Source organism: Serratia sp. UGAL515B_01, assembly GCF_033095805.1.
Classification (GTDB): Bacteria; Pseudomonadota; Gammaproteobacteria; order Enterobacterales; family Enterobacteriaceae; genus Chania.
Genome location: NZ_CP109901.1, coordinates 2,458,492 through 2,484,660 on the forward strand (window position 1 = coordinate 2,458,492; position 26,169 = coordinate 2,484,660).

Below are 26,169 nucleotides of genomic sequence, written 5' to 3' on the forward strand. Positions count from 1 at the left end.
CGAGTTACCCAGCATCCTTCATGATGCCCCGAACTAAAACCAGGCATCTCTCCCAGTGTTAGCTAGACTTTGGCACTATAACTTGCCTGGAAGATGAAACCATGGGAAGCAACGATGTGAGCAGTCGGGGTTCACCAATAAAATATCCTTGCATATAATCCACCCCGAAGCTTTTAAGCACATCGCGTTGCTCAGCCGTTTCCACATACTCAGCCACAATTGATAGTCGTTGCATTAAAGCAACTTTACAGATTGACGAAACAATCTGGTAATCCACTTTATTGGTGAGCATTCTACTCACAAAGCTGCCATCGATCTTCAGCGTATCCACTGGCAACGTTTTTAGACGATCGTAGTTGGCATAGCCTGTACCAAAATCATCCAAGGCAATACGGCAACCCAGTTCATGTAGCTCTTTCAGCGAATTTTTGGCATACCGAATATCCTGAACCAGGTGCGACTCAGTCACTTCCAAAATGAGTTGATAAGGCTCAATCTGGTATTTTCGCAACGCATCACGCACGTCATGACAAAGGCCAGGACGGCATAGCGAAGACGGAGAAAAGTTAACGGCAAAACGCGCACTGGGCAAAACTTCACGGTTACATTCCATAAACTGAAGGGTTTGCTGCAACACCCACCGATCTAGCTGATAAGCCAAACCAAACTCATGTACAACCGGCATAAACTCGTTTGGTAATAGTGTATTACCTTCATCATCCAGCATCCGCAAAAGGATCTCATGATAGGTATCACCTCGAACACCCACAATAGGCTGTGCCATCAGCACAAAACTATCGTTATCCAGCGAACGTTGAACCCAATGTAATAATGAAACTTTTCGCTTAATCTCACCTTGTGCAACGTGATGATCGTTGAGCATGTTCTCTGGCCGGCCACTGGTCAGTGACATTTCTGCCAACGAACTCAATTCACCCAGCAATAAATGCAGATGTTCCACTTCCGAATAAATGCCACAGTAACTTATCCCCAATGGGGGATGAATGGGCAAACCATTCCACATCAGCCGGAACTTCTCAAGCACACTCTGGATATTAGCGACCTTTGCCTCGCTATCAGAACCATTCATGCGTAACACCAAGTCATAACCAGGCAGGTGGTAAACGCTTTCCCCCTCTTCTAGCAACGTGTTCAAGGCTTCTGCCAGCTTCTGTTTAAAGCGGATACGCAACTGCATGCCATAGTTACGACTGAGCAAATCCAACTCTGAAACACGCAGAAAACAGAGTATGGAACGATGGGATTTCGCTATATCGCGTTTCAAAGCAAGCAAGTTTGGCAACCCGATGACCGGATCCTTCAACGATGCGTTCTGAGCCTTGGCATGATCCATACGCTGGCGAGTGTGTATCGCTGAAGCCAAAAGGATGCTAAGCGTGAAAGCAAGCATCATTGAAGAAATCATCGTCAGGTTATGCAACAAATTATTCCACTGCACGTAACCAGGATAATTAAAGAACAACACCAGCAGGGCTATAGCCCAAATGATGCTATTGAACTGAAAACCGAAGCGCATGGCGCTATAGAGCATAACTGGCAGTATTAGCGTCAGAGTAAAATCAGGTACTTGCATCGAGTTAGTATCTGCCGTGTGGTAGCCAAGCACCAAGATCAGCACACTGAGGACGGCAAACCACAGCTGTAACTCGCCTTTTTTAACTGATGGCGCCATCTCCCGGCGAATGCGCCCTAACAGTACTTTGGCGAAATTGGGATTATTAATAATGCGCAACGCAAAGTAAAACAGCTTCATGGAAGACAGACAGCCAATCAAAACTGCCTGAAAGTTGATTAATGTATGTAGGTTAACCCCTCTGCCAGTAAGAAAGCCAAATTCATCAGGCAATAAATCAAGGCTAATCACCAACTGTAAAGTAAAAATAAACAGCGTAGGCGGCATTAGCGTTAGCCAAATAAGCCGGTATTTGCCGAGTTTCAGCTCAGTCAGCCCAGCACTCCAACGGCGTTGTGATTGACAACGGTACCCTAACCAACAAACGCTCAAGCACCACAGGTAAATCAAGGTCATGATAACGTCGTAGGCCATATTACCATCTGAGTAACGGATAATAATGGCAACGGCAAGGCCTGGCAGAGCACGCCAGTCATATACCATCAACAAAGAAAAGCAGACAGCCAGAGGTAGGAAGACGAGGTAAGCTTTTCCCTCAGGGAGCATCAGACGTGGCGAGAGCCACCCCGCAATGGGCAACAATATCAGGCTCAGCAACATAGGCTGCCCCCACCAACGGTCCCGTAATTTATTCCAGAAATTTAAAATACCCATCAAGATACTGTATCCGCTATCCGCTAAGGCGTGATTCATCTAGTCGCTCAAGCGTATTGACATCGCAGACAAGGCTAGCTGCAAACCGGCCCCAAACCATTCAAAAAGTCAGCAGACACTGCGGATCCAGCATCAAGAATGGCTGTGAATGTTATTCACTGCGACAGCTTAAGATTTGACCACCGGCTATTAATAAGTAAAAGACGAATAAGCATGGTTATGACACTTTCATCTTAATAATAACCTATTAATACACAACAAAAAATCAGATAAATTCCATAAAATGATTAAATAGATTTATCAATAGGATGAAATAAACATACCCTAATGATGAGGGTAAAACGGCAAATTGCGGCATAAGAGCCATCAATACCATAAAAACTTGAAAGTCAGCAGGTATGGTCACTTCTCGTCATCACCATATAACATTCAATATGCTAATGGATGGATTGCCGAAAACATACTCAAAAAAATAGGTACTGTCATTTCCTGGTAGCAAAATAAGTAATTGCAAATTACACAATATGAGAAAAAATAACCAAGTGCATGACAAAGACAGTACTGCTGAACCGTTTTATACCCGTCATACTTCAAGTTGCTTGGGTGTTGGCTACGTCCTTTCGTACCAGTCACATAGTGAACTATTCTCCTGGCGACTCGCGATCTTGTCGCCTACACGCAAGTCGAATTATTTTGGGTATATATCCAAGTGACTTCAAGTTGCAGAGAGGTGATAATTGAGCAACAAAAGCAGTTATACGCTCAATGCCCCCAGTCTGAAGAGAAGCATCCCAAAGCCCCATCAAGAGGTTGAAAAACATTAACCCTTAAATCTCCATCTTGATGATGGGCTCTTGGGACTACGACGGCACGATAGGCAATTGAGAGACACAGACTGAGCATAATCTTGACTTTGCCACTGTGATAGCAAAGGCCACAAATATACCTATGCCCTTCAAATTGCATCAGTGTTAGTTACATTAAAATCGCTTACTGCCCTATATGTCACTCAGTTACCGCCGCTCCGGCAACACGAGGTAACGTAGGCATAACGCAGGTGGTTATTACTGGCCTCATATCTCATGTGTAAAACTGATAAAAATGACCTTAATCACGGCTATGCTCTATCTTGAAAAGAGAGTTGAACCAACGCCCTGTATCTCCAATCAGCATTAAGGAATACCATGTTTGCCGCAACACATAACGTTAAAAAAGTCGCTGAATATCGTCAGCGTGTCCTTAACCTGCTGCTAAATAATAAACCGCTGGTAGAGGGTATTCTCGGCCATACAGGGAATGAAAAAGAACTCAGCAAACAGGAATTGCTGAATCGTATCGAAGAAATCACTCATCTGCTGCAAAGCATGCACGCTGCTGACCTAGCAGACTTGCTAGAAGCATTACCTCGGGACGAGCGACTGGCACTGTGGCGATTAGTCAATACTAGCAAACGCGGTCAAACGCTGGTTGAGGTGGCAGAACCTGTCTGGGATAGTTTGATTGAAGAGATGAGCGATAAAGACCTTCTCAAGGCAATCAAAACGCTGGATGTTGACGAACAGGCCTATCTGGCTCAATACCTGCCACGTAATCTAATGGGGCGCCTGCTCACTTCCCTTGAGCAGGATAAACGCGCTCAGATCCGTGAGATGGTCCATTATGCTAAGGATACCGTCGGCTGGATGATGGACTTCGAACTGATTTCGGTACGTCCGGAGGTGACGTTGGGGGATGTACATCAGCTCCTGCGTCAACGCAAAACGATCCCAGATGCCACTGACAAACTTTTCGTTACCGATCGCAAAAACACATTGTTAGGCGAGCTGCCGCTAACAGCGATCTTGCTCAACGATCCACAAACCCCCGTTTCCGCCGTTATGGACAGCGATCCCACCACTTTCCAGGCAGAAGACAAAGCAGAAGCAGCGGCAAGCGCTTTCGAACGCTACGACCTGATCAGCGCACCGGTCGTCGATGCAAAAGGCAAACTGCTAGGCCGTCTGACGATTGAAGAGATCGTCGATGCCGTTAACGAAGAAAGCGATACCACACTGCGCCGTATGGGGGGATTAAGCCCGGCAGAAGACGTTTTTGCCCCTGTCAGTAAAGCCGTAAAAACACGCTGGGCATGGTTGGCGATAAACCTTTGCACTGCATTTATTGCCTCAAGAGTGATTGGTCTATTTGAGCACACAATTTCGCAACTGGTGGCGCTGGCAACCCTGATGCCTATTGTTGCGGGTATTGGCGGTAATACCGGTAATCAGACCATTACCATGATTGTGCGTGCTCTGGCACTGCACCAAATCGAAGTGGGTAATATTTCTAGGCTGTTACTCAGAGAGCTCGGCGTCGCTGTAATTAACGGCATCGTCTGGGGCAGTATTATGGGGCTGGTCACCTATTTGTTGTACGGTAATCTGGCGATGGGAGGCGTGATGATGTTGGCCATGCTGCTAAATCTGCTGGTAGCGGCTTTGATGGGTGTCGTCATACCGATGGTTATGCTCAAAACAGGCAGGGATCCTGCTGTAGGTTCCAGCGTATTAATTACCGCTCTGACTGATACCGGTGGTTTTTTTATTTTTCTTGGATTAGCCACCCTCTTCCTGCTTTAAAATAGCAAATCCACGAATGAGGGAGTGGGGAGCACTGATGGGCGATCTCATCATCCCAGTAACAGGACTATGGTTCATAACATGATGAATATATATGCATAGGAATTCGCCAAACACTGTACTACCCTCTATAAAGAAAGTTCTCGACCATCCGTTGCCCAATGTTTACCAATGGCTGCACAAGTAAGGTTACCCATGGACATCAGCACAGTGAATCACCCAACGAGCCCAAGAGGCTACGTGTTCGCTCATTCGCTACTGACCGTAATGATGATATTCCTGCTAGCCTATCTTTGCTTGTCACTGGCGGCAAAATCCAACCACTTTACGCCATTATGGTTCCCTACCGCCGCCATTATAATGATACTGTACCATCGGCCACCCCACAGTTGGTCAGTACCGTTACTATTAAGTGGGCTCAGTATCTGTACAGCCAGCTTCGTGCTATTCGGTTTCAGTTGGTTCCCGGTCAAACTTACGCTGATTAACTTACTGGAAGCCATTGTCTGCACCTTGCTGTTAAGGCAAACTTTGCCTCCCAACGATCCTCTTGGCAGTTTGACAAACTGGCTGAAGTTTGTGTTTTGCGCCGTGATCTTTACCCCTATGTTCAGTGCACTACTTGCAACATCACTAGTACTTGAACCGGGGAAATCATTCTGGGAACCCTTTGCCACCTGGTTTATTTCTGAGGCGATAGGCGTGCTTGCTCTCGCCCCGGTTGGGCTGCTCTACCGCCGTTCGACATTAAAAAATCTGAACATGCTGAAACTGTTGTTCGTGCTGACAGGCACACTCACCTTCAGCTATCTAGCGCTGTTCAGCATGCCATATCCATTTAATTTTGTTATTCTGCCGCTGCTTTGGGCAGCAATCAGCCTGAAAAGGCTAGAAGCCTTCATTACTTACTTTACCACCACACTGATGATCACGGTCATGATCTCACTTGGGTTGTTGCGTTTTCAACAAAGTGGGCATTATTTCCCTAACGTTGAAATCTACCTGCCTCTACTACTGATTCTGATCCCTGCACACGCCATGACAATGCTCATGCATACCCTCAGAGTGGAAAAGGAGCGTATTGTCGAAAGCGAGGCCCGTTTCCGCAACGCATTGGAATACTCGGCTATCGGTATGGCTTTAGTCTCCCCTACTGGAAACTGGTTAAAGGTCAACAAAGCACTCTGCAAATTATTGCATTATTCACCCGAAGCTCTTAGCAGCCTAACGTTACAAGCTATAACCCACCCTGATGATTTAGATACCGACCAGATGCAATTGCACGATCTTCTGGATGGCAATATTAGTAGCTATTCAATGGAAAAGCGTTATATCCGCAGCGATGGTGAAAGCGTGTGGACACTGTTAGCGGTATCGCTGGTGCGCGATGCTCAAACACAACCTTTATACTTTATTATTCAGATAGAAAACATCAATGAATTAAAACGTACTGAAGCAGAAAACCATCGACTGATGGAGCGGATTACGCTGGCTAATGAAGCGGGCGGGATTGGCGTATGGGAATGGGTGCTGGATAGAGAACACCTCACCTGGGACAAGCGTATGTTTGAAATATACGAGTTAAGTCAAGACCAGACTCCTACCATAAAGTTTTGGCGTTCATTGCTGTTGCCAGATGATCGTGAACGTGTCGAACAACATATGTCTGCCATTATCGTCAGCCCTAGACCATTTGTGATGGAGTTTCGCATCAAAACCCGTTTTGGCGGCATACGTCATATTCGAGGCCAAGGGAATACTATTTTTGATGAGCACGGCAAAGCCATCAGGATTATAGGTACTAATATCGACATGACGGAAATCAAATCACTGACCGAAGCACTGCATGAAGAAAAAGAACGTTTACACATCACACTTGATGCCATCGGTGAAGGCGTGATTTCTACTGACAAAGAAATGCGTATTACCTTTATGAATCCGGTTGCTGAAAAGATGTGTGGATGGCAGTTAGAACAGGTGCTCGGGATGCAGATCAATGACGTTGTGCGCATGACCGATGGTAAAGAGGGTCCTGAGATCAAAAACCTGGTGCAACAATGTTTACAAGAAGGTAAACACTTGCCACAAGATTATGCTCTGGTACTCCACAATCGTGATGGCCGTTATTTTGATGTCCAAGAATCGATATCACCATTGAAAACACTTGAGGGTGAAGTTATGGGTGTCGTCATGGTGCTGCAAGATGTCACTGAATCGCGGGAACTGATGAAGAAACTCAGTTATAACGCCTCTCACGATGCCCTGACCAATCTGCTAAACCGAACCAGTTTTGAAAAGCGGTTGAAGACTGCCATTACCAACCTGATAGACAACGAGCAGCAACACGCCTTGGTATTCCTCGATCTCGACAGGTTCAAAGCGGTCAATGATACAGCGGGTCACGCCGCCGGTGACGCATTGCTCAAGGAAATAAGCCAGCTAATGCAGCGACAACTCCGTAACAGCGACTGTCTGGCTCGTCTGGGTGGCGATGAGTTTGGTCTGATCCTGTTCGATTGTTCATTAACACAAGCCAAAACGCTGATGCAGCAAATGGTTACACTGATAAGCGAATATTCTTTTTATTGGGAGGGAAAAATTTACCGTGTGGGTGCCAGTGCCGGTATCACACAGATTAATGCCACAAGCAATAAGAGTAGCGAGTTGCTGGCTCAGGCAGATATCGCCTGCTATACCGCCAAGCACCGTGGCCGTGGACAAGTTCATGTTTATGAGGGCCGGCAGAAACAGCAAATGGCACATCGGCATGAATTGCTAACGCAGCAGGAAGTTCTCGATATTATTGGCAAACAACAATTACAACTGCGCGTCAGCGCAGTCTCCCCCCCAAAAACCCCACAGGCAATCTGTTTTTATCAGGTCAAGGCCTGTATCACCTATTCAGACGAACGTATGCTGACATCCGAGGCTTTTTTTGCTGCAGCGCAACTTTACGGTCTGCTACCCAACGTTGATCGCTGGGTAGTTAGCCAAATTTTGGAAAGATACGCCGAAGCCATTCGCCTCAAAGGGATTTCTATTTCGTTGCCTTTGGCAACAAACAGCGTAATAGACGCTGACTTTCAACACTTTATGCAGGAAACACTGGCCGCCTCAAAACTTCCGGCCCAAGCACTGTATCTGATGGTGGATGAAACGGTCATTCTCGATCACCCTCACGATGGCGCTGCCTTTATCCGTCGTTTGCAAGCGATGGGTTGCAAACTCATCGTCAACGGCTTTGGAAGCAATCTGCATGTGTTCGAACAATTGAACGGCCAAACGGTTGATTACATCCGCATCGACGAGCGCTTCATCACCGATGTGCACTGTAACCAAATGGATGAACTGATGGTATCTATGCTCAATGGCGCAGCACACAGAATTCAGATACAAACGCTAGCAGGCCCGGCACATCAGCAGGTCACATTGGAAGCACTGAGAACGATTGGTGTCGATCTGGTAGATGGCGACACCGTTGCGGTTGAACAGCCATTAAACCATTTACTCGATAGTGGTTACTTTGGTATCCGATGAAGGAACCCAGCGATCGTTGTGCCAAAGATGTAGAGTGGCGTAAGAACGCCATGGCCGCCAACGTTCGGCATAACGTTCAATTTGACGTGGGGTCATTCCGGGAAAACGCTGTTTGATAAGATAATCGCCTGACAAGAAAACGTCCGGCCACGACCAGGCTCGCATCGCGATGTAGTTAGCCGTCCAACTGCCAATACCCGCCAGGGAGGTCAAGTCCTGAATACCCTGCCCAATATCTAGCACGTTATCCAACTGCAAACGTCCTTCCGTCATTGCTCGCGCAATGCCAATCAATGCGGCGGCGCGTTTTAGTTGGACCCCAGCTAAACGTAGTTCTTCAGGTTGCAGCTGTGCCACACACGCCGCATCGGGAAACAAGTGAGTAACGTGACCATAAGGCTGCTCCAGAGTCGTTCCCCAACGTTCGGTCATCCGAGCTGCAAAGGTCGCCGCCATTTTGACACTGACCAGTTGCCCCAACACTGCCCTTGCAGCCTGTTCAAAGCTGTTAACACAGCCTGGCAACCTTAAACCAGGTGTCCCTGCGGCCAGCTCTCCTAACGTATCAACAATGTGGTCAGGAGCGGCATCCAGATCAAATAATTGACGAATGCGGCGTAAGACTTCGGTCGTGACCCGGCTTAACGAGGCGGAAATCTCGACGCGCACCCGGTTATGTGACGCCTCCGGCTGCACACTGACCCAACCGCGATACTCAATCCCTCCTTGATTAACGGCAATTGAACGCTGATATTGCTGATCAACCACACTTTCGACGCCGCTGACAGCACGGGCCTGTAAAAAGCCGAGCATACGTGGCCAATCGTAGGGAGGCCGATACCCTAGATGAAAAACCAATCCCCCATGGGTGGCCTGCTCATGCCGCCCTGCCGTGCTGCGCAACACCGAAGGAATCAAACGATAACGGGCCTTAAACAGTTCATTGAAACGACGCAGGCTGCGAAAACCGGCAGCAAATGCCACCTCACTCAGTGGCAAATCCGTGTCAACCAACAGGCGCTTGGCTTGTAACAACCGATGTGACTGGGCGTAATCAATAGGCGAGGCGCCAAATTGCTCGGCAAAAATGCGCCGCAGATGACGATCGGAAATACCTAACCGGGTTGCAAGCTGTTCACAGCTATATTCTGACAAATAGCCCTGCTCAATCAACTGCACGGCTACCTGGGCGTAACGATTACCCAGATCGATAAGTGCCAATCCCGGTGCCAATTCTGGGCGGCACTTCAAACAAGGCCGGAAACCAGCTAATTCGGCAGCTGCAGCGCTGGGGTAGAAGGTACAGTTTTCGATTTTGGGTGTACGGGCGCTACATACAGGCCGGCAATAAATACCGGTAGAGGAAACGCCGACAAAAAAACGCCCATCAAATTTACGGTCACGCGCGCTCAGCGCAGCATATAGCGCTTGGTTTTGATTATTCATGGTATCGCTCTGCGTCGGTTTTTTCTTCATTATGTAACTCGCGTTTGTGCCTGACGTGCGGAAATCGGACATAGATCCATCACCTTCAAAATTCAGGTGCTACCGTCATCTATCTGAAATATCCCCTTTAAGAGATTGTGCCAATTAGAATAGGCGTTAAAGAGGCGTTAGGTTGCAAAGCATGCCCAAACATCTACCGGTAAATTTTTCATCGGTTACGAGCACACACGTTGCTCACCGCTTCCGTCTCGGGTAAAGTCGCCTCCCTTCATTGGCATGGGGAAACATAAATAACATGTTTATTGGCTTCGATTATGGAACAGCTAACTGTTCTGTTGCGGTAATGCGGGACAACATCCCGGAATTACTCACTTTGGAAAATAACCAACCGTATCTGCCTTCAATGCTTTGCGCACCAACCCGTGAGGCAGTCAGTGAATGGCTGCATCGCCACTGGCAGATCCCAACCGGCAGCGAAGAAAACCAACAGCTATTAAGACGTGCCATAACCTTCAATCGTGAAGAAGATATTCCGGTTAACGGCGGCAGTGTGATGTTTGGCCTGCAGGCTCTGGCAAAATATATTGAAGATCCGCAAGAAGTCTATTTCGTACGCTCGCCAAAATCTTTCCTGGGGGCTAACGGTCTGAAGCCTCAGCAAATCGCGCTGTTTGAGGATTTGGTGTGCGCTATGATGTTTCACATTAAGCATCAGGCCGAAGAAATATTGCAAGACAGCATCGAACAGACCGTGATTGGCAGGCCCATCAACTTTCAAGGCATGGGCGGGGAAGAAGCCAACCAGCAAGCCCTCGGCATTCTGCAACGTGCCGCAAAACGAGCCGGTTTTAAAGAGATCGTGTTCCAATTCGAACCGGTTGCCGCCGGGTTGGACTTTGAAGCAACCCTGCGCGAAGAAAAAACCGTACTGGTGGTCGATATCGGCGGCGGGACCACCGACTGTTCATTACTGCTAATGGGCCCACAATGGCGCGATCGTGTCGATCGTCAACACAGTCTGCTAGGGCACAGTGGTTGCCGCGTGGGCGGCAACGACCTGGACATCATGTTAGCCTTCAAACAATTGATGCCTCTGTTCGGCATGGGCGGAGAAACTGATAAAGGCATCGCTCTGCCTGCACTGCCTTACTGGAATGCGGTTGCAACTAACGATGTTCCCGCACAAAACGATTTTTACAGCTCTGCCAATGGCCGCCTATTACGTGACCTGATCCGCGATGCTGCTGAACCAGAGAAAGTTAAACGGCTAATGAAAGTCTACCAGCAACGCCTGAGCTACAGGCTGGTACGGGCAGCGGAAGAGAGTAAAATCGCGCTGTCAGAGCAAGAGAGTTTTCGTGCTCAATTGGCTTTTGTGCAACCGGAACTGGCGATAACGCTCAGTCAGGATCAACTAGCCGATGCGATTACTCAGCCGTTGATGCGTATTCAGGAACAGGTTAGCGCCGCATTGACTACCAGCAAGAGTACGCCGCAGGTCATTTACCTGACAGGCGGCAGCGCGCGTTCGCCTTTGCTGCGCAGTGCGCTGCAACAACAACTGCCGGGAATACCGATCGTTGGCGGTAACGATTTTGGTTCGGTTACAGCCGGTTTGGGCCGCTGGGCGCAAACACTGTTTCGTTAATTTGAACCAGGGGGCGATTACGTCCCTGATAAGGGAACACCATGGCTAGCATTTTCCGCGAAACACCAAGACTACTGCTACGAAGCTGGCAAGACAGCGATCTGCCAGCCTTTGCCGCAATCAATGCCGACCCCAACGTAATGAAATATTTTCCAGCACCTCTGAGCCGCGCAGAAAGTGACACAATGGCCGAGCGTATCCGTACATTGATACAGCAACAGGGATGGGGGTTTTGGGCCATAGAGGTAAAGGGCGGCAGCCCTTTTATTGGTTTTGTCGGGTTGACTATCCCTAGCAATGACCTGCCCTGTTCACCCTGTGTAGAAATTGGCTGGCGGCTGGCCGCTGAGCATTGGGGCCAAGGATATGCTAGCGAAGCGGCAAATTGCGCACTGGAAGTGGCTTTTAATACGCTTAATCTGGCAGAAGTGGTCGCTTTTACCGCCGAAAGCAATCATCCCTCTCGCAGGGTGATGACTCGGATCGGCATGACGTTCAGCGGTGAAACCTTCGAGCACCCTCGCTTGCCACCAGGTCACCCCCTGCGTAAACATGTGCTGTATCGCAAAAAACGGTAAACACCTTAATCACTAGGCTGTGTCCCTCAATTGCCGGTGGCACCATCGCAGACCCACAAGCCCGTTATCAAGGCGGAGGGTGAAGGGCAGAGTGGCCCTCTGTTCAAGCCAAGCCCGACAACAAAGAGAACGTGCTTCTGGGGCGCGACCCTTCGGGCTGGGGCCATTGGCGCGCAATTGAGGGACACAGCCTAGAGAACCGATCTGCGAGCTGACGTCTTGATGCAACTCGCATGATTTTCCTATAAGCTGATACTTACTGAAAAATAAGGAGTTCTCTATGTCACAATACTTGTCACTGTTGTTCCGTTCCCCCGGAAACGCTAGCTTTCTGCCGCTCACACTCATGCGGATCGCCTTTGGTCTTTTTTTCTTCTCCTCAGGTTTTAACAAAGTGTTTGTGCCAGCCAATCAAGCGATAATGCTGGAAACCATTACCGAGGCAGGTATTTTCTTCCCGGCGTTTATGGCCGTTTTTGTCGCAACCTGCGAAACGCTGTTTGGTCTCTTGCTAGCGTTTGGTTTATTCACCCGTTTAAGCGCATTGGTACTTCTGGTTATCAACCTGGTGGCATTATTTACCGTTGGGCTACACCACATTCCCAGCGGCTTGAATCTTATCACTTGGTATAGTTGGCTGCTCTACTTGCCAGAATCATGTTATATCCTTATGTGCATTATGCTGATCGTACAGGGTTGCGGGCCATGGGGAGTCGATCGCACCTTCGCAAAACATTGCAGCAGTGCAAAATAATAGCGGATTTTCAACTTACAAAGCGCTTCAGACATTACGCCATTTTCTTTATAAACTGTTTAAACAAACGGAGAGAAACGCGCCAAGGATGGGCACCTGGCATCGTTATTCCACCGACTCAAAATAGCTTACCGCAGCGCAAAGATATCCTTTCCTAAAAAACCTGACATTTATTCCATATTTCCTTCACTTTTGTCTCTCTAACATTCGCTAAAATAGTATCCTGTGAGGAGTATCACTGTTGGCAATAACTGCCTACACGCCAGCCTCTTGAGAGAATGTTCACCACTATGAATGCAAAACCAAAACGCCGTTCACTGATGCTCCGCCTGATAACTGCCGTTGTTGTGGTCACTGCAGCCATACTGATTTGGCGTCATTTCAGCACACCCCAGATTGCTGATACGGCACCAGGTGCGCGTCATATGGGTTCAGGAAGCGCTAGTCCTGACGGAAGAGCGGGTGGCAGACGTAACGCCTTCATGTCACCTGTGCAAGCGGCAACGGCCAAGCAGCAAAACGTGCCACGCTTTCTTTCTGGCTTAGGAACGGCCATCGCGGCCAATACTGTCACCGTCACCAGCCGCGTTGAAGGCCAATTGATGGCGATCCACTTCACCGAAGGCCAGCAGGTAAAAGCCGGTGATTTGCTGGCAGAGATCGACCCACGCCCTTACCAAGTACAATTAACCCAAGCCTTGGGGCAACTGGCAAAAGATCAGGCCACATTAGCCAATGCAAAACGAGACTTGGCCCGTTACCAACAACTGGTAAAAAACAATCTGGTGTCGCGGCAGGAGCTTGATACCCAATTATCGCTGGTACAACAGACTGAGGGAGCGATCAAGGCCGATCAAGGTGCCGTCGACAGTGCAAAACTGCAACTTACCTATAGCAAAATCACCGCACCTATCGATGGACGAGTAGGACTGAAGCTGGTCGATGTGGGGAATTACATTACCAGTGGCAACAGTACTGGCATTGTCGTTATCACCCAAACCCATCCCATTGATGTCATATTTACCCTACCGGAAAGCAATATTGCCGATCTGGTGAAAGCGCAGAAAGCCGGTGTAGTCAACGTCACAGCCTGGGATCGTACCCATCAGCAGCAATTAGCCAGTGGCAATTTATTAAGCCTGGATAACCAGATCGATACCACTACCGGTACCATTAAACTGAAAGCCCGTTTTGACAACCAAGAAGATACGCTGTTCCCAAACCAGTTTGTTAACGCCCGGCTAAAGGTAGACACTCTGCATGACGCAATTGTGATCCCAAGCGCTGCTCTGCAAATGGGGAATGAGGGCCACTTTGTCTGGATACTGAACGAAGACAACAAAGTCAGCAAACATCCGGTTACAGCGGGTATTCAAGACAGCCAGCAAGTGGTCATCAGTGCAGGAGTCAACGCTGGTGACCGTGTCGTAACCGACGGTATTGACCGTCTGACAGAAGGCATGCAGGTTGAAGTTCTTGAACCACTGTCCCCCGCTGTAGCACCACTCCCCAGACACCAAGTCAAAGCTCAGGGGAAATCTTGATGTCATCGATGCCTCACCATAGCGGCGGTGGCCCTTCTCGCCCGTTTATTCTACGCCCGGTCGCCACCACGCTGTTTATGTTGGCCATCCTGCTAGCGGGGATTATCGGTTACCGCTCATTGCCGGTTTCAGCTCTGCCGGAAGTGGATTACCCCACCATTCAGATAGTCACGCTGTATCCAGGCGCTAGCCCGGATGTGGTAACTTCGGCGATCACCGCCCCGTTGGAGCGCCAGTTCGGGCAGATGTCCGGCCTAAAACAGATGGCATCACAGAGTTCCGGCGGCGCGTCCGTTATTACACTCCAGTTTCAGCTTGAACTGCCAATGGATGTTGCCGAGCAGGAAGTGCAGGCCGCAATTAATGCCGCCACCAACCTGTTACCCAACGATCTGCCCTACCCACCGATTTACAGCAAGGTCAACCCGGCCGATCCGCCGATCCTGACGCTGGCCGTTACCTCAAACGCCATGCCGATGACCGAAGTGCAAGACATGGTGGAAACCCGAATAGCGCAGAAGATTTCGCAGGTAACCGGCGTAGGCCTGGTGACCCTTTCCGGTGGCCAGCGCCCGGCAGTTCGCGTGAAGCTCAACCCTAATGCGGTGGCCGCCTACGGGCTCGACAGTGAAACCATTCGTACCGTCATCAGCAATGCCAACGTCAATTCAGCGAAAGGCAATCTGGACGGCCCGACACGTTCAGTCACGCTCTCTGCCAACGATCAGATGAAAACCGCCGAGGATTACCGGCAACTGATTGTCGCCTACCGCAACGGTGCTGCAATTCGTCTGCAAGATATTGCAACTATCGAACAGGGAGCAGAAAACAACCGTCTGGCCGCATGGGCCAATAAAGAACAGGCGATTGTGCTGAATATTCAGCGCCAACCTGGTGTAAACGTGATCGCCACCGCCGACAGTATCCGCGAAATGTTACCGGAACTGATCAAGAGCCTGCCCAAGTCGGTAGATGTAAAAATATTAACCGATCGCACCGCCACCATAAGGGCGTCAGTCAGCGACGTGCAGTTCGAGCTGTTACTGGCGGTTGTGCTGGTCATTATGGTGATCTACGTCTTCCTACGTAACATACCCGCGACGATTATCCCGAGCGTAGCGGTACCGCTATCACTGGTGGGCACTTTTGCTGCCATGTACTTTCTGGGGTTCTCGATCAATAACCTGACGTTAATGGCGCTCACTATTGCCACCGGCTTTGTGGTGGACGATGCCATCGTGGTGATCGAAAACATCTCACGCTATATAGAGAAAGGGGAAAAACCGCTTGATGCCGCGTTAAAAGGGGCTGGAGAGATCGGTTTTACCATTATATCGCTCACCTTTTCTCTGGTAGCCGTGCTGATCCCCTTGCTGTTTATGGGTGATATCGTTGGACGTTTATTTCGCGAATTTGCCGTAACCCTGGCAGTTGCTATCCTGATTTCCGCCCTGGTATCACTGACGCTAACACCAATGATGTGCGCACGGATGCTAAGCCACGAGTCATTACGTAAACAAAACCGTTTCTCCCGTGCCTCTGAGCGATTCTTTGAACGCGTAATTGCACGCTATGGTATTTGGCTGAAAGTGGTACTGAACCACCCTAGACTGACGCTAACCGTGGCGCTGAGCACGCTAGTGCTAACGGTTTTACTGTACCTGCTTATCCCGAAAGGGTTCTTCCCGGTACAGGATAACGGCATCATTCAGGGAACGCTGGAAGCGCCGCAAAGCGTGTCATTCAGTAATATGGCGGAACGCCAGCAGCAGGTAGCCGCTGAAATTCTGAAAGATCCGGCAGTTGCCAGCCTGACTTCATTTGTCGGGGTTGATGGCAGCAATGCCACCCTCAACAGCGGACGCTTGCAGATCAACCTGAAGCCTCTCAGTGAACGCAGCGAGCGTATTCCGGCGATTATTACCCGCCTGCAGCAACAGACATCGCAATTCCCCGACGTAAAACTGTATCTGCAACCGGTTCAAGACCTGACCATCGACACCCAGGTCAGCAGAACGCAATACCAGTTCACCTTGCAGGCCATGTCGCTTGATCAACTCAGCCTATGGGTGCCCAGATTGATGGCTGAATTACAACAGGCCCCGCAACTGTCGGATGTCACCAGCAACTGGCAGGATCAAGGATTGGTTGCCTATGTCAATGTGGATCGTGACAGTGCCAGCCGGCTGGGGATCTCCATGAGCAATATCGATAACGCGCTTTACAACGCCTTTGGTCAGCGTCTGATCTCCACCATTTACACCCAGGCCAATCAGTATCGGGTAGTGCTGGAACATGATGTTACCCACACGCCTGGGCTGGCGGCATTAAACGATATTCGTTTGACCAGCAGTAACGGCACCACTGTGCCACTGAGTACCCTTGCCAAAGTGGAAGAACGCTTTGGCCCTCTGTCGATCAACCATCTCGCTCAGTTCCCATCGGCTACCGTGTCGTTTAACGTTGCCGATAATTATTCGCTAGGTGAAGCCGTGGATGCGATTACGCTGGCCGAGAAAAACCTCAATATGCCGAAAGACATTACCACCCAGTTCCAAGGGGCAACGCTAGCCTTTAAAGCCTCACTGAGTAATACGCTCTGGCTGATCCTGGCAGCGATAGTGGCGATGTATATTGTGTTGGGCGTACTGTATGAAAGCTTTATTCATCCAGTCACTATTCTTTCCACCTTGCCGACCGCAGGTGTAGGAGCCTTACTAGCTCTAATGATTTCTGGGCATGAGCTGGATGTGATCGCCATCATCGGTATCATTTTGCTTATCGGCATCGTCAAAAAGAACGCCATCATGATGATCGACTTTGCTTTGGCCGCCGAGCGTGAACAAGGGCTAACGCCCTACGATGCTATCTATCAGGCTTGCCTACTGCGTTTTCGCCCGATCCTGATGACCACGCTAGCGGCATTGCTGGGGGCGCTGCCTCTGATGCTGAGCACTGGCGTAGGGGCAGAACTGCGTCAACCACTGGGCGTGTGTATGGTTGGCGGTCTGGTAGTGAGCCAAATTCTCACGCTGTTTACCACCCCGGTGATTTACCTGCTGTTTGACAAACTGGCACGTAATACCCGCCGGCAAGCGGCTCAGCAGGAGTTGCCGTGAAATTTTTTGCTCTATTTATCCATCGGCCAGTGGCAACAACCCTGCTAACGCTGGCCATCACTATCGCTGGAATGATTGGCTTTCGGCTTCTGCCGGTTTCACCCCTGCCACAGATTGACCTGCCAGTGATAGTCGTTAGCGCAGCATTACCAGGGGCGGATCCGGAAACCATGGCCTCTTCAGTGGCAACGCCGCTGGAGCGGGCGTTAGGCCGTATCGCGGGGGTCAATGAAATGACCTCGACCAGTTCCCTTGGCAGCACACGGGTGATTTTACAGTTCGATCTCGACCGCGATATCAACGGCGCAGCACGTGACGTTCAAGCTGCCATCAACGCCGCCCAGAGTCTTTTACCCACCGGCATGCCTAACCGACCCACCTACCGTAAGGTCAATCCCTCTGATGCGCCGATCATGATCCTGACGTTAACCTCGGATACCTATAGCCAGGGTCAGCTTTATGATTTCGCCTCCACCCAGCTGGCACAGAGAATTGCCCAAACCGAAGGGGTGGGCGATGTGTCTGTGGGCGGCAGTTCCTTGCCTGCTGTACGTGTGGAGCTTAACCCTGGGGCGCTGTTTAATCAGGGGGTCTCGCTGGATACGGTGCGCAAAGCTATTGCCAACGCCAATGTGCGCCGCCCGCAAGGTGCGGTGGATGACCCGCAACAGCGCTGGCAAATACAGGCTAATGATGAACTGAAAACGGCTGACGCCTACCGGCCATTGGTTATTCACTATAATAACGGCGCGGCAGTGCGCCTCGGTGATGTAGCGAACGTTATCGACTCGGTACAGGATGTGCGTAACGCTGGGATGACCAACGCCAAACCGGCAATCGTTCTGACCATTAGCCGTGCGCCTGCTGCCAATATTATTGCAACCGTCGACCGTATCCGTGCGGAATTGCCAACTCTAAGGGAGAATATCCCTGCATCCATTGAGTTGAATATCGCCCAGGATCGTTCCCCCACCATTCGTGCATCGCTGGCTGAGGTGGAGCAGTCTTTGATGATCGCCATCGGTCTGGTGATCCTGGTAGTCTTTATTTTTCTGCGTTCTGGCCGCGCAACCTTGATCCCGGCGGTGGCTATTCCCGTTTCGCTGATCGGTACTTTTTCTGCCATGTACCTGTGCGGTTTCAGCCTCAACAACCTGTCGCTGATGGCACTCACCGTCGCCACCGGTTTCGTGGTAGATGACGCCATCGTGGTGCTGGAAAATATTTCGCGCCATGTTGAAGCCGGTATGAAACCGATTAACGCCGCACTGAAAGGGGTGGGTGAAGTCGGTTTTACCGTCCTTTCCATGAGTATCTCGCTGGTCGCGGTATTTATTCCATTACTGTTTATGGGCGGATTATCCGGCAGGTTATTTCGCGAGTTTGCCGTCACGCTTTCGGTTTCTATCGGGCTTTCACTCCTGATTTCGCTGACGCTGACGCCGATGATGTGCGCTTATCTATTACGTTATCAACCAACTCGTGAGCCACGACGCAAGCGCGGTTTTGGACGAGTACTGATCGCCTTACAACAGGGCTACGGGCGTTCGCTCAAGTGGGTTTTGGGACATGCTCGCTGGGTGTTGGCACTGTTTTTAGCCACCATCGCGCTCAACGTCTGGCTTTATATCAGTATCCCGAAAACCTTCTTCCCGGAACAGGATACCGGCCGTCTGTTGGGCTTTATCCAGGCTGACCAAAGCATCTCGTTCCAGGCGATGCGCGGTAAACTGGAAGACTTTATGAAGATCGTGCAGGATGACAAAGATGTCGATAACGTCACCGGTTTTACCGGCGGTTCACGCACCAATAGCGGTTCGATGTTTATCTCACTAAAACCTCTCTCGGAACGAAGCGATGATGCACAAAAGGTGATCGCACGGCTGCGTGCCAAACTGGCTAAAGAACCTGGTGCCAGCCTGTTCCTGATTGCAGTACAGGATATCCGCGCTGGTGGAAGGCAATCTAATGCCAGTTATCAGTACACGCTATTGGCAGACGATCTTCGCGAACTCCGTGAATGGGAGCCGAAAATCCGTGTTGCACTCTCCGCGTTGCCAGAACTGGCCGACGTTAACTCCGACCAGCAGGATAAAGGGTCTGAGCTGGATCTGACCTATGATCGTGAAACCATGTCTCGTTTGGGCATTTCAGTCACCGATGCCAACAACCTGCTCAATAACGCCTTCGGTCAGCGCCAGATATCCACTATTTATCAGCCGTTGAACCAGTACAAAGTGGTCATGGAAGTGGCTCCACCTTATACCCAGGATGTCAGTGCGTTGGAAAAAATGTTTGTGATTAACGGCAGCGGCCAAGCGATCCCACTTTCTTACTTTGCCCATTGGCGGCCGGCCAATGCGCCACTGGCGGTTAATCATCAGGGGTTATCGGCCGCGTCAACCATCTCATTCAATCTGCCGGACGGTGGAAGTCTCTCTGAGGCAACGGCGGCTATCGAACGTGCCATGACCCAGCTTGGCGTCCCGTCTACCGTGCGCGGCACGTTTGCTGGCACCGCTCAGTTGTTCCAGGAAACGCTGAACTCGCAACTGTTTCTTATCGCTGCCGCTATAGCTACGGTATATATCGTGCTGGGTATGCTGTACGAGAGTTACATCCATCCGCTGACTATTCTGTCTACGCTACCTTCAGCTGGCGTGGGCGCATTGTTGGCGCTAGAACTGTTTAATGCCCCGTTCAGCCTGATCGCCTTAATTGGAATTATGCTGCTGATTGGCATCGTCAAAAAGAACGCCATCATGATGGTGGACTTTGCCTTGAACGCACAACGCAATGGCGGGCTTAGCGCTCAAGATGCCATCTTCCAGGCCTGCCTGCTGCGTTTCCGCCCGATCATGATGACCACGCTGGCAGCACTGTTTGGCGCGTTGCCCTTAGTGATAACCAGCGGGGATGGTGCTGAATTACGTCAACCTTTAGGGATCACCATCGCAGGTGGACTGATCATGAGCCAGTTACTAACGCTGTATACCACTCCGGTGGTGTATCTCTACTTCGACCGGTTGCAGATGAAGTTGCGACGTGGCAAGAAACTGGCACCGCTGCCTGAGTAAAAGTCCCTAGGAGCTTACTCTAGCCAAGTGACTGGGGCGAGTACGAGCAGCCAGATACCGCCACTAATCGCAAGTTTAAAAAAGAACTGGACACCGGCTCAACGAGGACGCAATGAGACTAACTATCACCAGTAAGCTTTTCATGGCCATTTTCGCTACCTGCATGCTGGCCTTGCTTACCATGCATTGGGGGGTGCGTATCAGCTTTGAGCGCGGTTTCATCGACTATATCAAGCACAGCAATGAACAACGTATCTCGATGCTGGGCGATGCGCTGGAGGAACAATATCACCAACACGGTAGCTGGGCATTTCTGCGTAACAACGATCAGGTGATCTACCGGATCATGCGCTCTTTTGAACGGAGCAATGACAGTAACCAGAGCCTACCGCCCAAAGGGTGGCGAACCCAGTTCTGGGTGGTGGATGACCAATACAATCGATTGGTTGGGCATGGTGGCCCTATTCCCCAAGAGACGACCCGCCACCCTATCCGTTATAACGATCAAATCGTCGGCTGGGTAATGGCGACGCCTCCAGAGAAACTGACACGTAACGCCGATATCAATTTTGATCGCCAGCAACGCCAGACCAGTTGGATGATCGTTGCGCTGTCCACATTACTGGCTGCAGCCGTCACCTGGCTGATGTCGCGCGGGTTGCTGGCCCCGGTCAAACGGCTGGTGGCAGGAACACACCGGTTAGCTGCGGGAGACTTCAGCACGCGGGTTGCCGTGAGCAGCCAAGATGAACTAGGCAGACTAGCGCAAGACTTCAATCATCTCGCTGTCTCACTGGAAAAAAACGAACAGATGCGGCGAGCTTTTATGGCGGATATCTCCCATGAGTTACGGACTCCATTAGCAGTCCTGCGCGGCGAGCTAGAAGCATTACAAGATGGAGTACGCCAGCCTACGCCTGCCTCACTTGTTTCACTGCAAGCGGAAGTCTCAACACTCACTAAACTGGTTGACGATCTGCACCAGCTTTCCCTTTCCGACCTTGGCGCTCTCGCCTACCGCAAATCACAGGTTGATTGCGTGCATCTGCTGGAGATCGCCGTAGCCGCCTTTCGTGAGCGTTTTCACGCTAAACAGTTGACGATCATCACACAGTTGCCGCAACAGGCCACGCTGTTTGGTGATCCTGACCGCCTGAATCAGTTGTTCAATAACCTGCTGGAAAACAGTCTGCGCTATACCGATGCAGGCGGTAAGCTAGAGATCGGTCTTGAGCACCTGCCAGGAAGCATTCGAATTTACTGGCAGGATAGTGCCCCTGGCGTAAGCGATGTACAACTCGCTCGCATTTTCGAACGTTTTTACCGTACTGAGGGATCGCGTAACCGCGCTAGTGGCGGCTCGGGATTGGGGCTTGCGATTTGTCAAAACATCGTCGAAGCACACGGTGGTAAGATCCAGGCAGGACACTCACCTTTCGGTGGTGTGCGCGTTACGGTAGACTTCCCAAATACGGGAGAATAACAAGGTTTTTGATGGAAAATATCAATCAGCCCCAGCAGATTATGATTGTGGAAGATGAGCCCAAGTTAGGCCAACTGTTGGTCGATTATCTTCAGGCTGAAGGGTACACCACACACTGGCTAACCAACGGCAACGACGTTATCCCCGCTGTACATGCGCATCCACCCGCATTGATCTTGCTTGACCTGATGCTACCAGGCTGTGACGGACTGACGATCTGCCGCGAACTGCGTCGGTTTACCGATATTCCGGTTATGATGGTGACGGCCAAAATTGAGGAAATCGATCGGCTACTGGGGCTGGAAATCGGTGCAGATGATTATATTTGCAAACCCTATAGCCCGCGCGAAGTTGTCGCTAGGGTAAAAACTATTTTACGTCGTTGCTTACGGCGTCAGGAACAGGCCAATGACGAGTCCCCGCTGCATATTGATGAACCGCGCTTTCAAGCTAGCTATCAGGGCCAAATTCTGGATCTGACGCCAGCAGAGTTTCGATTGCTGAAAATATTGGCCAGCCAACCGGGCAACGTATTTTCACGCGAGCAGTTGCTAGACAATCTGTACGACGATTATCGCGTGGTCACCGATCGTACCATAGACAGCCATATCAAGAATCTGCGCCGTAAGTTGGAACTGCTCGAAGGCGATAAAGCGTTTATCCGCTCCGTGTACGGCGTGGGTTACCGTTGGGAGGCTGAGAAATGCAAACTGACATGATGAACATCAATAGCCCCTAAAAAACCCCGGTTAATTGCTGATTTCCTGCCGTTCTACCGCTACAATTTCACGCTTTCACTGCGCCATTGAGTGACGCAGCACTGACCTGAAATCAGACCGAGAATGATTATGTTTACACCAGAACTGCTTTCCCCTGCTGGAACCTTGAAAAACATGCGTTATGCCTTTGCCTATGGCGCAGATGCGGTATACGCTGGCCAGCCACGCTACAGTCTGCGGGTACGTAACAATGAGTTTAACCACGAGAATCTGGCGCAAGGAATAAACGAGGCCCATGCGCTGGGCAAAAAATTCTATGTAGTCGTGAACATCGCGCCGCACAATGCCAAACTGAAAACTTTCCTGCGTGACCTGCAGCCCGTCATCGATATGGGGCCAGATGCGCTGATTATGTCCGATCCCGGCTTAATCATGTTGGTGCGGGAAGCTTTCCCACATATGGACATTCATCTCTCGGTACAGGCCAATGCGGTCAACTGGGCCACGGTTAAGTTTTGGCAACAAATGGGGCTGTCGCGCGTCATTCTTTCCCGCGAATTGTCACTGGATGAAATTGCGGAAATCCGTAGCCAAGTGCCAGAAATGGAACTGGAGATTTTCGTTCATGGCGCACTCTGCATGGCCTACTCAGGCCGCTGCCTGCTTTCAGGCTATATCAACAAGCGTGACCCCAATCAGGGAACCTGTACTAACGCCTGCCGCTGGCAGTACAAGGCGGAAGAAGGTAAAGAGGATGATACGGGTAACATTGTCCACATGCATGAACCTGTCGCGGTGCAAAACGTTGAGCCAACGCTGGGGATAGGTACCCCAACCGATAAAGTGTTTATGCTTTCTGAAGCACAGAAACCCGGCGAGTACATGAGCGCCTTTGAAGATGAACATGGCACTTACATCATGAACTCAAAGGATCTACGCGCCATCCAGCATGTTGAACGCCTTACCCAGTTGGGCGTACATTCGTTGAAAATAGAGGGCCGCACCAAATCATTTTACTACTGCGCACGGACTGCACAGGTTTATCGCCGAGCTATAGATGATGCCATTGCCGGGAAGCCTTTTGATCCAAGCCTGCTCACCACGCTGGAAGGTCTCGCACATCGTGGCTATACCGAGGGCTTTCTGCGCCGCCATACGCATGAAACGCATCAGAATTATGATTACGGCTCTTCGATTTCTGAACGTCAGCAATTCGTTGGTGAATTCACCGGCGTTCGTCTCAACGGCTTTGCCGAGGTTGATGTTAAAAACAAATTCCTGCTCGGTGATAGCGTGGAGATAATGACACCTTCAGGTAACATAATGTTTACTATAGAAAATATGAAAAGCAAGAAAGGTGCAGATATCGACGTCGCACCCGGTAATGGCCATATCGTTTATTTGCCGATCCCAGAGGACATAGACCTCAATTACGCATTGTTGCTCCGTAATTTGCCGCAAGATTGACGTAGATTCAGTGAAATTTTTAAGGCGGCAGATTTTAACAAATATTAGAATCTGATCACATCAATCTTAGGATAGCTTGGTTATTATCATGCTGCTTAAAAATTAAGAATAAAAGTATTTACATAGCAATAATAGGAACCACCTCCTTAGCCAACCCAATCTCCCTTGGGTTGGCATTTTCTTTTTATTTTAAATAAATTATTAATCACACAATTGAGATTAATTAATGGGGTAATTACCCGTTGAATGATTTGGTGATTTTTTGCCATATATTAATTAAGTAATAACAGTTAACGGGTCACCTGATAGGAACATTTTCCTATTACTAAAAAATACTACCATCACAATTCATGTCCGCTGGATAAATGTTTTCATAGTGGTAATACCGTATGGCGGAAAATTAAAAATCCAGTCCACATAAAAACGTAAAATTTATATACCCTTTATATTTTAAGTACATTTTTGAATACCAGTTATCCTTGCACTAAGGGATTTGGGGCGAGTAACGGACTCTGCCAATGTCCATACAGATTGGTGTGAAAAAGACAATTATTGCATAGATATAATCAAAACTGCGTTTGCGGTAAAATTACCATCAATGGCCTTTTTTTGTGCTGGATTTTTGACAGGCGCAAAATAAATAACGTCATGACCTTGTCCATTTTGTAATCGGGTATTAAAACTGCTGTTAGGCCTCACAATATTTTTATTGTACTTCATTACCACGCCTAAATCACGATTACTGCTGGCAATATAATTACTGGAAAAAGCACTTTGCGCAGCAACCAAGTTGATTTTCACAGGTATATTGTAGTTTTGATCACAACGGTAATCGACTGCTATGCTTTTACCATATCGGTTATCATCGCTACTAATTTCAGCGCTATTCACATCACCAAAGTCTATATTATATTCATTTTTATTATTGATGCTAATAACACATTTCGCCGGAACTGGTAATATTCTCCCTGTTAAAATAACACGTACAACCGGTTGCGGATTTTTATTTTGAGGCAATGGATTACTTTCAGTTACCAATCCACCATACATGGTTAAAATTGTTAGATTTGTCGGCGTCATTATCGCTCCACCGATAATATCCCGTCTTAGCTTAACCATCACATGAACCGTTACAAATACTATAAATTTGATAGGTGCTTGCAAGTAAAAGCTTGCTGGAATCGAGCGACCTATTGAAAACCAGCTTGCTGGCAGGGGCTGAGTCTTCGCCACAGTGAGCCCATTAGGAATAATGAATTCCATTTTCACATCAATATCGTCATTAAGTTTCAAATACCCTGGGTTAATATTTTAGGGCGGTAAACTTGTTTCCCCATTTAGGTAAAAATACACAGACTGATCTCTATCTCTATCTCTATCTCTATCTCTATCTCTATCTCTATCTCTAGGATTACTAAGGAAATAATATTTTACTGTATAATTAAAATAAGGTTTCACATTATCCAAAATTATTGTACCAGCACTCAGGCTACGAATGGGAAGACCGCTAAGATCTACAATAGCATCAACATTATCAACCCCATAATATGTGAATGGCACCTCAACTGAACGAACATTTTTTATGTTACCTAATAGGGAGTAAAACACTATAAAATAAATAAAGAACTTTTCTATTTTCATCCCACAGAATATTCTATAATTCCCTAACGGAATCAGCATAATCATCCTCAGCATACATATTTCCATTATTCGTCAAGTCACATGAAGGTTAATCGAATTCACTTAGCTCAATCGCTTAGTTTACCGAACTAAAACAGCTTTGTTTAGTGCCCCATATGAAAATTGAAGTTATATGAATAAATATAAATTGCATAATAACAAAAAAAATTACCGTATCCAATAAAAATAGT

At 49.1% G+C, this 26,169-nt stretch carries 15 protein-coding genes; 11 read left to right on the top strand and 4 right to left on the bottom strand.

The features are described 5' to 3' along the window. Positions 1 to 58: 58 nt before the first annotated feature. On the bottom strand, positions 59 to 2,308 hold the full coding sequence (locus tag OK023_RS11050; RefSeq protein WP_317697658.1) for an EAL domain-containing protein: 2,250 nt from the start codon (positions 2,306 to 2,308) through the stop codon (positions 59 to 61). Positions 2,309 to 3,492: 1,184 nt separating this feature from the next. Here OK023_RS11050 and mgtE point away from each other — a divergent pair. Next, positions 3,493 to 4,926: a magnesium transporter gene (gene mgtE / locus OK023_RS11055; RefSeq protein WP_317692777.1), complete on the top strand. Its 1,434-nt coding sequence runs from the start codon at positions 3,493 to 3,495 to the stop codon at positions 4,924 to 4,926. 195 nt (positions 4,927 to 5,121) lie between these two features. Next, positions 5,122 to 8,463 (top strand): diguanylate cyclase, encoded by a 3,342-nt coding sequence (locus tag OK023_RS11060; RefSeq protein WP_317692778.1) that lies wholly within the window; start codon positions 5,122 to 5,124, stop codon positions 8,461 to 8,463. On the opposite strand, the gene alkA is transcribed toward OK023_RS11060, so the two are convergent. After that, on the bottom strand, positions 8,431 to 9,939 hold the full coding sequence (alkA, locus tag OK023_RS11065; RefSeq protein ID WP_317692779.1) for a DNA-3-methyladenine glycosylase 2: 1,509 nt from the start codon (positions 9,937 to 9,939) through the stop codon (positions 8,431 to 8,433). The two genes, OK023_RS11060 and alkA, sit on opposite strands and share 33 nt — an antisense overlap. A 265-nt stretch (positions 9,940 to 10,204) precedes the next feature. Between alkA and yegD the strand changes: the two genes are divergently transcribed. From yegD to yegQ, 9 genes are all read left to right on the top strand, one after another. After that, positions 10,205 to 11,557, top strand: coding sequence for a molecular chaperone (gene yegD / locus OK023_RS11070; protein WP_317692780.1), 1,353 nt, complete (start codon positions 10,205 to 10,207; stop codon positions 11,555 to 11,557). A 41-nt stretch (positions 11,558 to 11,598) separates the two neighbouring features. After that, positions 11,599 to 12,135, top strand: a complete 537-nt coding sequence (locus tag OK023_RS11075) for a GNAT family N-acetyltransferase (RefSeq protein ID WP_317692781.1) — start codon at positions 11,599 to 11,601, stop codon at positions 12,133 to 12,135. Between the two features lie 280 nt (positions 12,136 to 12,415). Beyond that, entirely contained in the window at positions 12,416 to 12,889 is a 474-nt protein-coding gene (locus OK023_RS11080; protein WP_317692782.1) for a DoxX family protein, read from the top strand. A 290-nt stretch (positions 12,890 to 13,179) separates the two neighbouring features. Then, a complete protein-coding gene (locus tag OK023_RS11085) occupies positions 13,180 to 14,433 on the top strand; it encodes an MdtA/MuxA family multidrug efflux RND transporter periplasmic adaptor subunit (protein WP_317692783.1) in 1,254 nt (417 codons plus the stop codon). Further along, positions 14,433 to 17,552, top strand: a complete 3,120-nt coding sequence (locus OK023_RS11090; protein WP_317692784.1) for an MdtB/MuxB family multidrug efflux RND transporter permease subunit — start codon at positions 14,433 to 14,435, stop codon at positions 17,550 to 17,552. The genes OK023_RS11085 and OK023_RS11090 overlap by 1 nt, the downstream gene beginning before the upstream one ends. Further along, complete coding sequence (gene mdtC / locus OK023_RS11095; protein WP_317692785.1) at positions 17,549 to 20,629, top strand: multidrug efflux RND transporter permease subunit MdtC; 3,081 nt, start codon at positions 17,549 to 17,551, stop codon at positions 20,627 to 20,629. The genes OK023_RS11090 and mdtC overlap by 4 nt, the downstream gene beginning before the upstream one ends. A 112-nt stretch (positions 20,630 to 20,741) precedes the next feature. Then, positions 20,742 to 22,112 carry a two-component system sensor histidine kinase BaeS gene (gene baeS, locus OK023_RS11100; RefSeq protein WP_317692786.1) on the top strand — a complete coding sequence of 457 codons (1,371 nt, stop codon included), beginning with the start codon at positions 20,742 to 20,744 and terminating at the stop codon, positions 22,110 to 22,112. A gap of 11 nt (positions 22,113 to 22,123) precedes the next feature. Further along, positions 22,124 to 22,831, top strand: a complete 708-nt coding sequence (baeR, locus tag OK023_RS11105; RefSeq protein WP_317692787.1) for a two-component system response regulator BaeR — start codon at positions 22,124 to 22,126, stop codon at positions 22,829 to 22,831. Between the two features lie 129 nt (positions 22,832 to 22,960). Beyond that, positions 22,961 to 24,298, top strand: a complete 1,338-nt coding sequence (yegQ, locus tag OK023_RS11110) for a tRNA 5-hydroxyuridine modification protein YegQ (RefSeq protein WP_317692788.1) — start codon at positions 22,961 to 22,963, stop codon at positions 24,296 to 24,298. A gap of 549 nt (positions 24,299 to 24,847) precedes the next feature. Here yegQ and OK023_RS11115 read toward each other — a convergent pair. Together OK023_RS11115 and OK023_RS11120 are read right to left on the bottom strand one after the other, a co-directional pair. After that, positions 24,848 to 25,561 carry a fimbrial protein gene (locus tag OK023_RS11115; protein WP_317692789.1) on the bottom strand — a complete coding sequence of 238 codons (714 nt, stop codon included), beginning with the start codon at positions 25,559 to 25,561 and terminating at the stop codon, positions 24,848 to 24,850. 48 nt (positions 25,562 to 25,609) lie between these two features. Continuing rightward, positions 25,610 to 25,978: a hypothetical protein gene (locus OK023_RS11120; RefSeq protein ID WP_317692790.1), complete on the bottom strand. Its 369-nt coding sequence runs from the start codon at positions 25,976 to 25,978 to the stop codon at positions 25,610 to 25,612. Positions 25,979 to 26,169 lie beyond the last annotated feature (191 nt).

Coding starts and splice junctions, on each gene's coding strand:
- OK023_RS11050 (WP_317697658.1), bottom strand. CDS start 2,308: ATGGGTATTTTAAATTTCTGGAATAAATTACGGGACCGTTGGTGGGGG.
- mgtE (WP_317692777.1), top strand. CDS start 3,493: ATGTTTGCCGCAACACATAACGTTAAAAAAGTCGCTGAATATCGTCAG.
- OK023_RS11060 (WP_317692778.1), top strand. CDS start 5,122: ATGGACATCAGCACAGTGAATCACCCAACGAGCCCAAGAGGCTACGTG.
- alkA (WP_317692779.1), bottom strand. CDS start 9,939: ATGAAGAAAAAACCGACGCAGAGCGATACCATGAATAATCAAAACCAA.
- yegD (WP_317692780.1), top strand. CDS start 10,205: ATGTTTATTGGCTTCGATTATGGAACAGCTAACTGTTCTGTTGCGGTA.
- OK023_RS11075 (WP_317692781.1), top strand. CDS start 11,599: ATGGCTAGCATTTTCCGCGAAACACCAAGACTACTGCTACGAAGCTGG.
- OK023_RS11080 (WP_317692782.1), top strand. CDS start 12,416: ATGTCACAATACTTGTCACTGTTGTTCCGTTCCCCCGGAAACGCTAGC.
- OK023_RS11085 (WP_317692783.1), top strand. CDS start 13,180: ATGAATGCAAAACCAAAACGCCGTTCACTGATGCTCCGCCTGATAACT.
- OK023_RS11090 (WP_317692784.1), top strand. CDS start 14,433: ATGTCATCGATGCCTCACCATAGCGGCGGTGGCCCTTCTCGCCCGTTT.
- baeS (WP_317692786.1), top strand. CDS start 20,742: ATGAGACTAACTATCACCAGTAAGCTTTTCATGGCCATTTTCGCTACC.
- baeR (WP_317692787.1), top strand. CDS start 22,124: ATGGAAAATATCAATCAGCCCCAGCAGATTATGATTGTGGAAGATGAG.
- yegQ (WP_317692788.1), top strand. CDS start 22,961: ATGTTTACACCAGAACTGCTTTCCCCTGCTGGAACCTTGAAAAACATG.
- OK023_RS11115 (WP_317692789.1), bottom strand. CDS start 25,561: ATGGAATTCATTATTCCTAATGGGCTCACTGTGGCGAAGACTCAGCCC.
- OK023_RS11120 (WP_317692790.1), bottom strand. CDS start 25,978: ATGCTGATTCCGTTAGGGAATTATAGAATATTCTGTGGGATGAAAATA.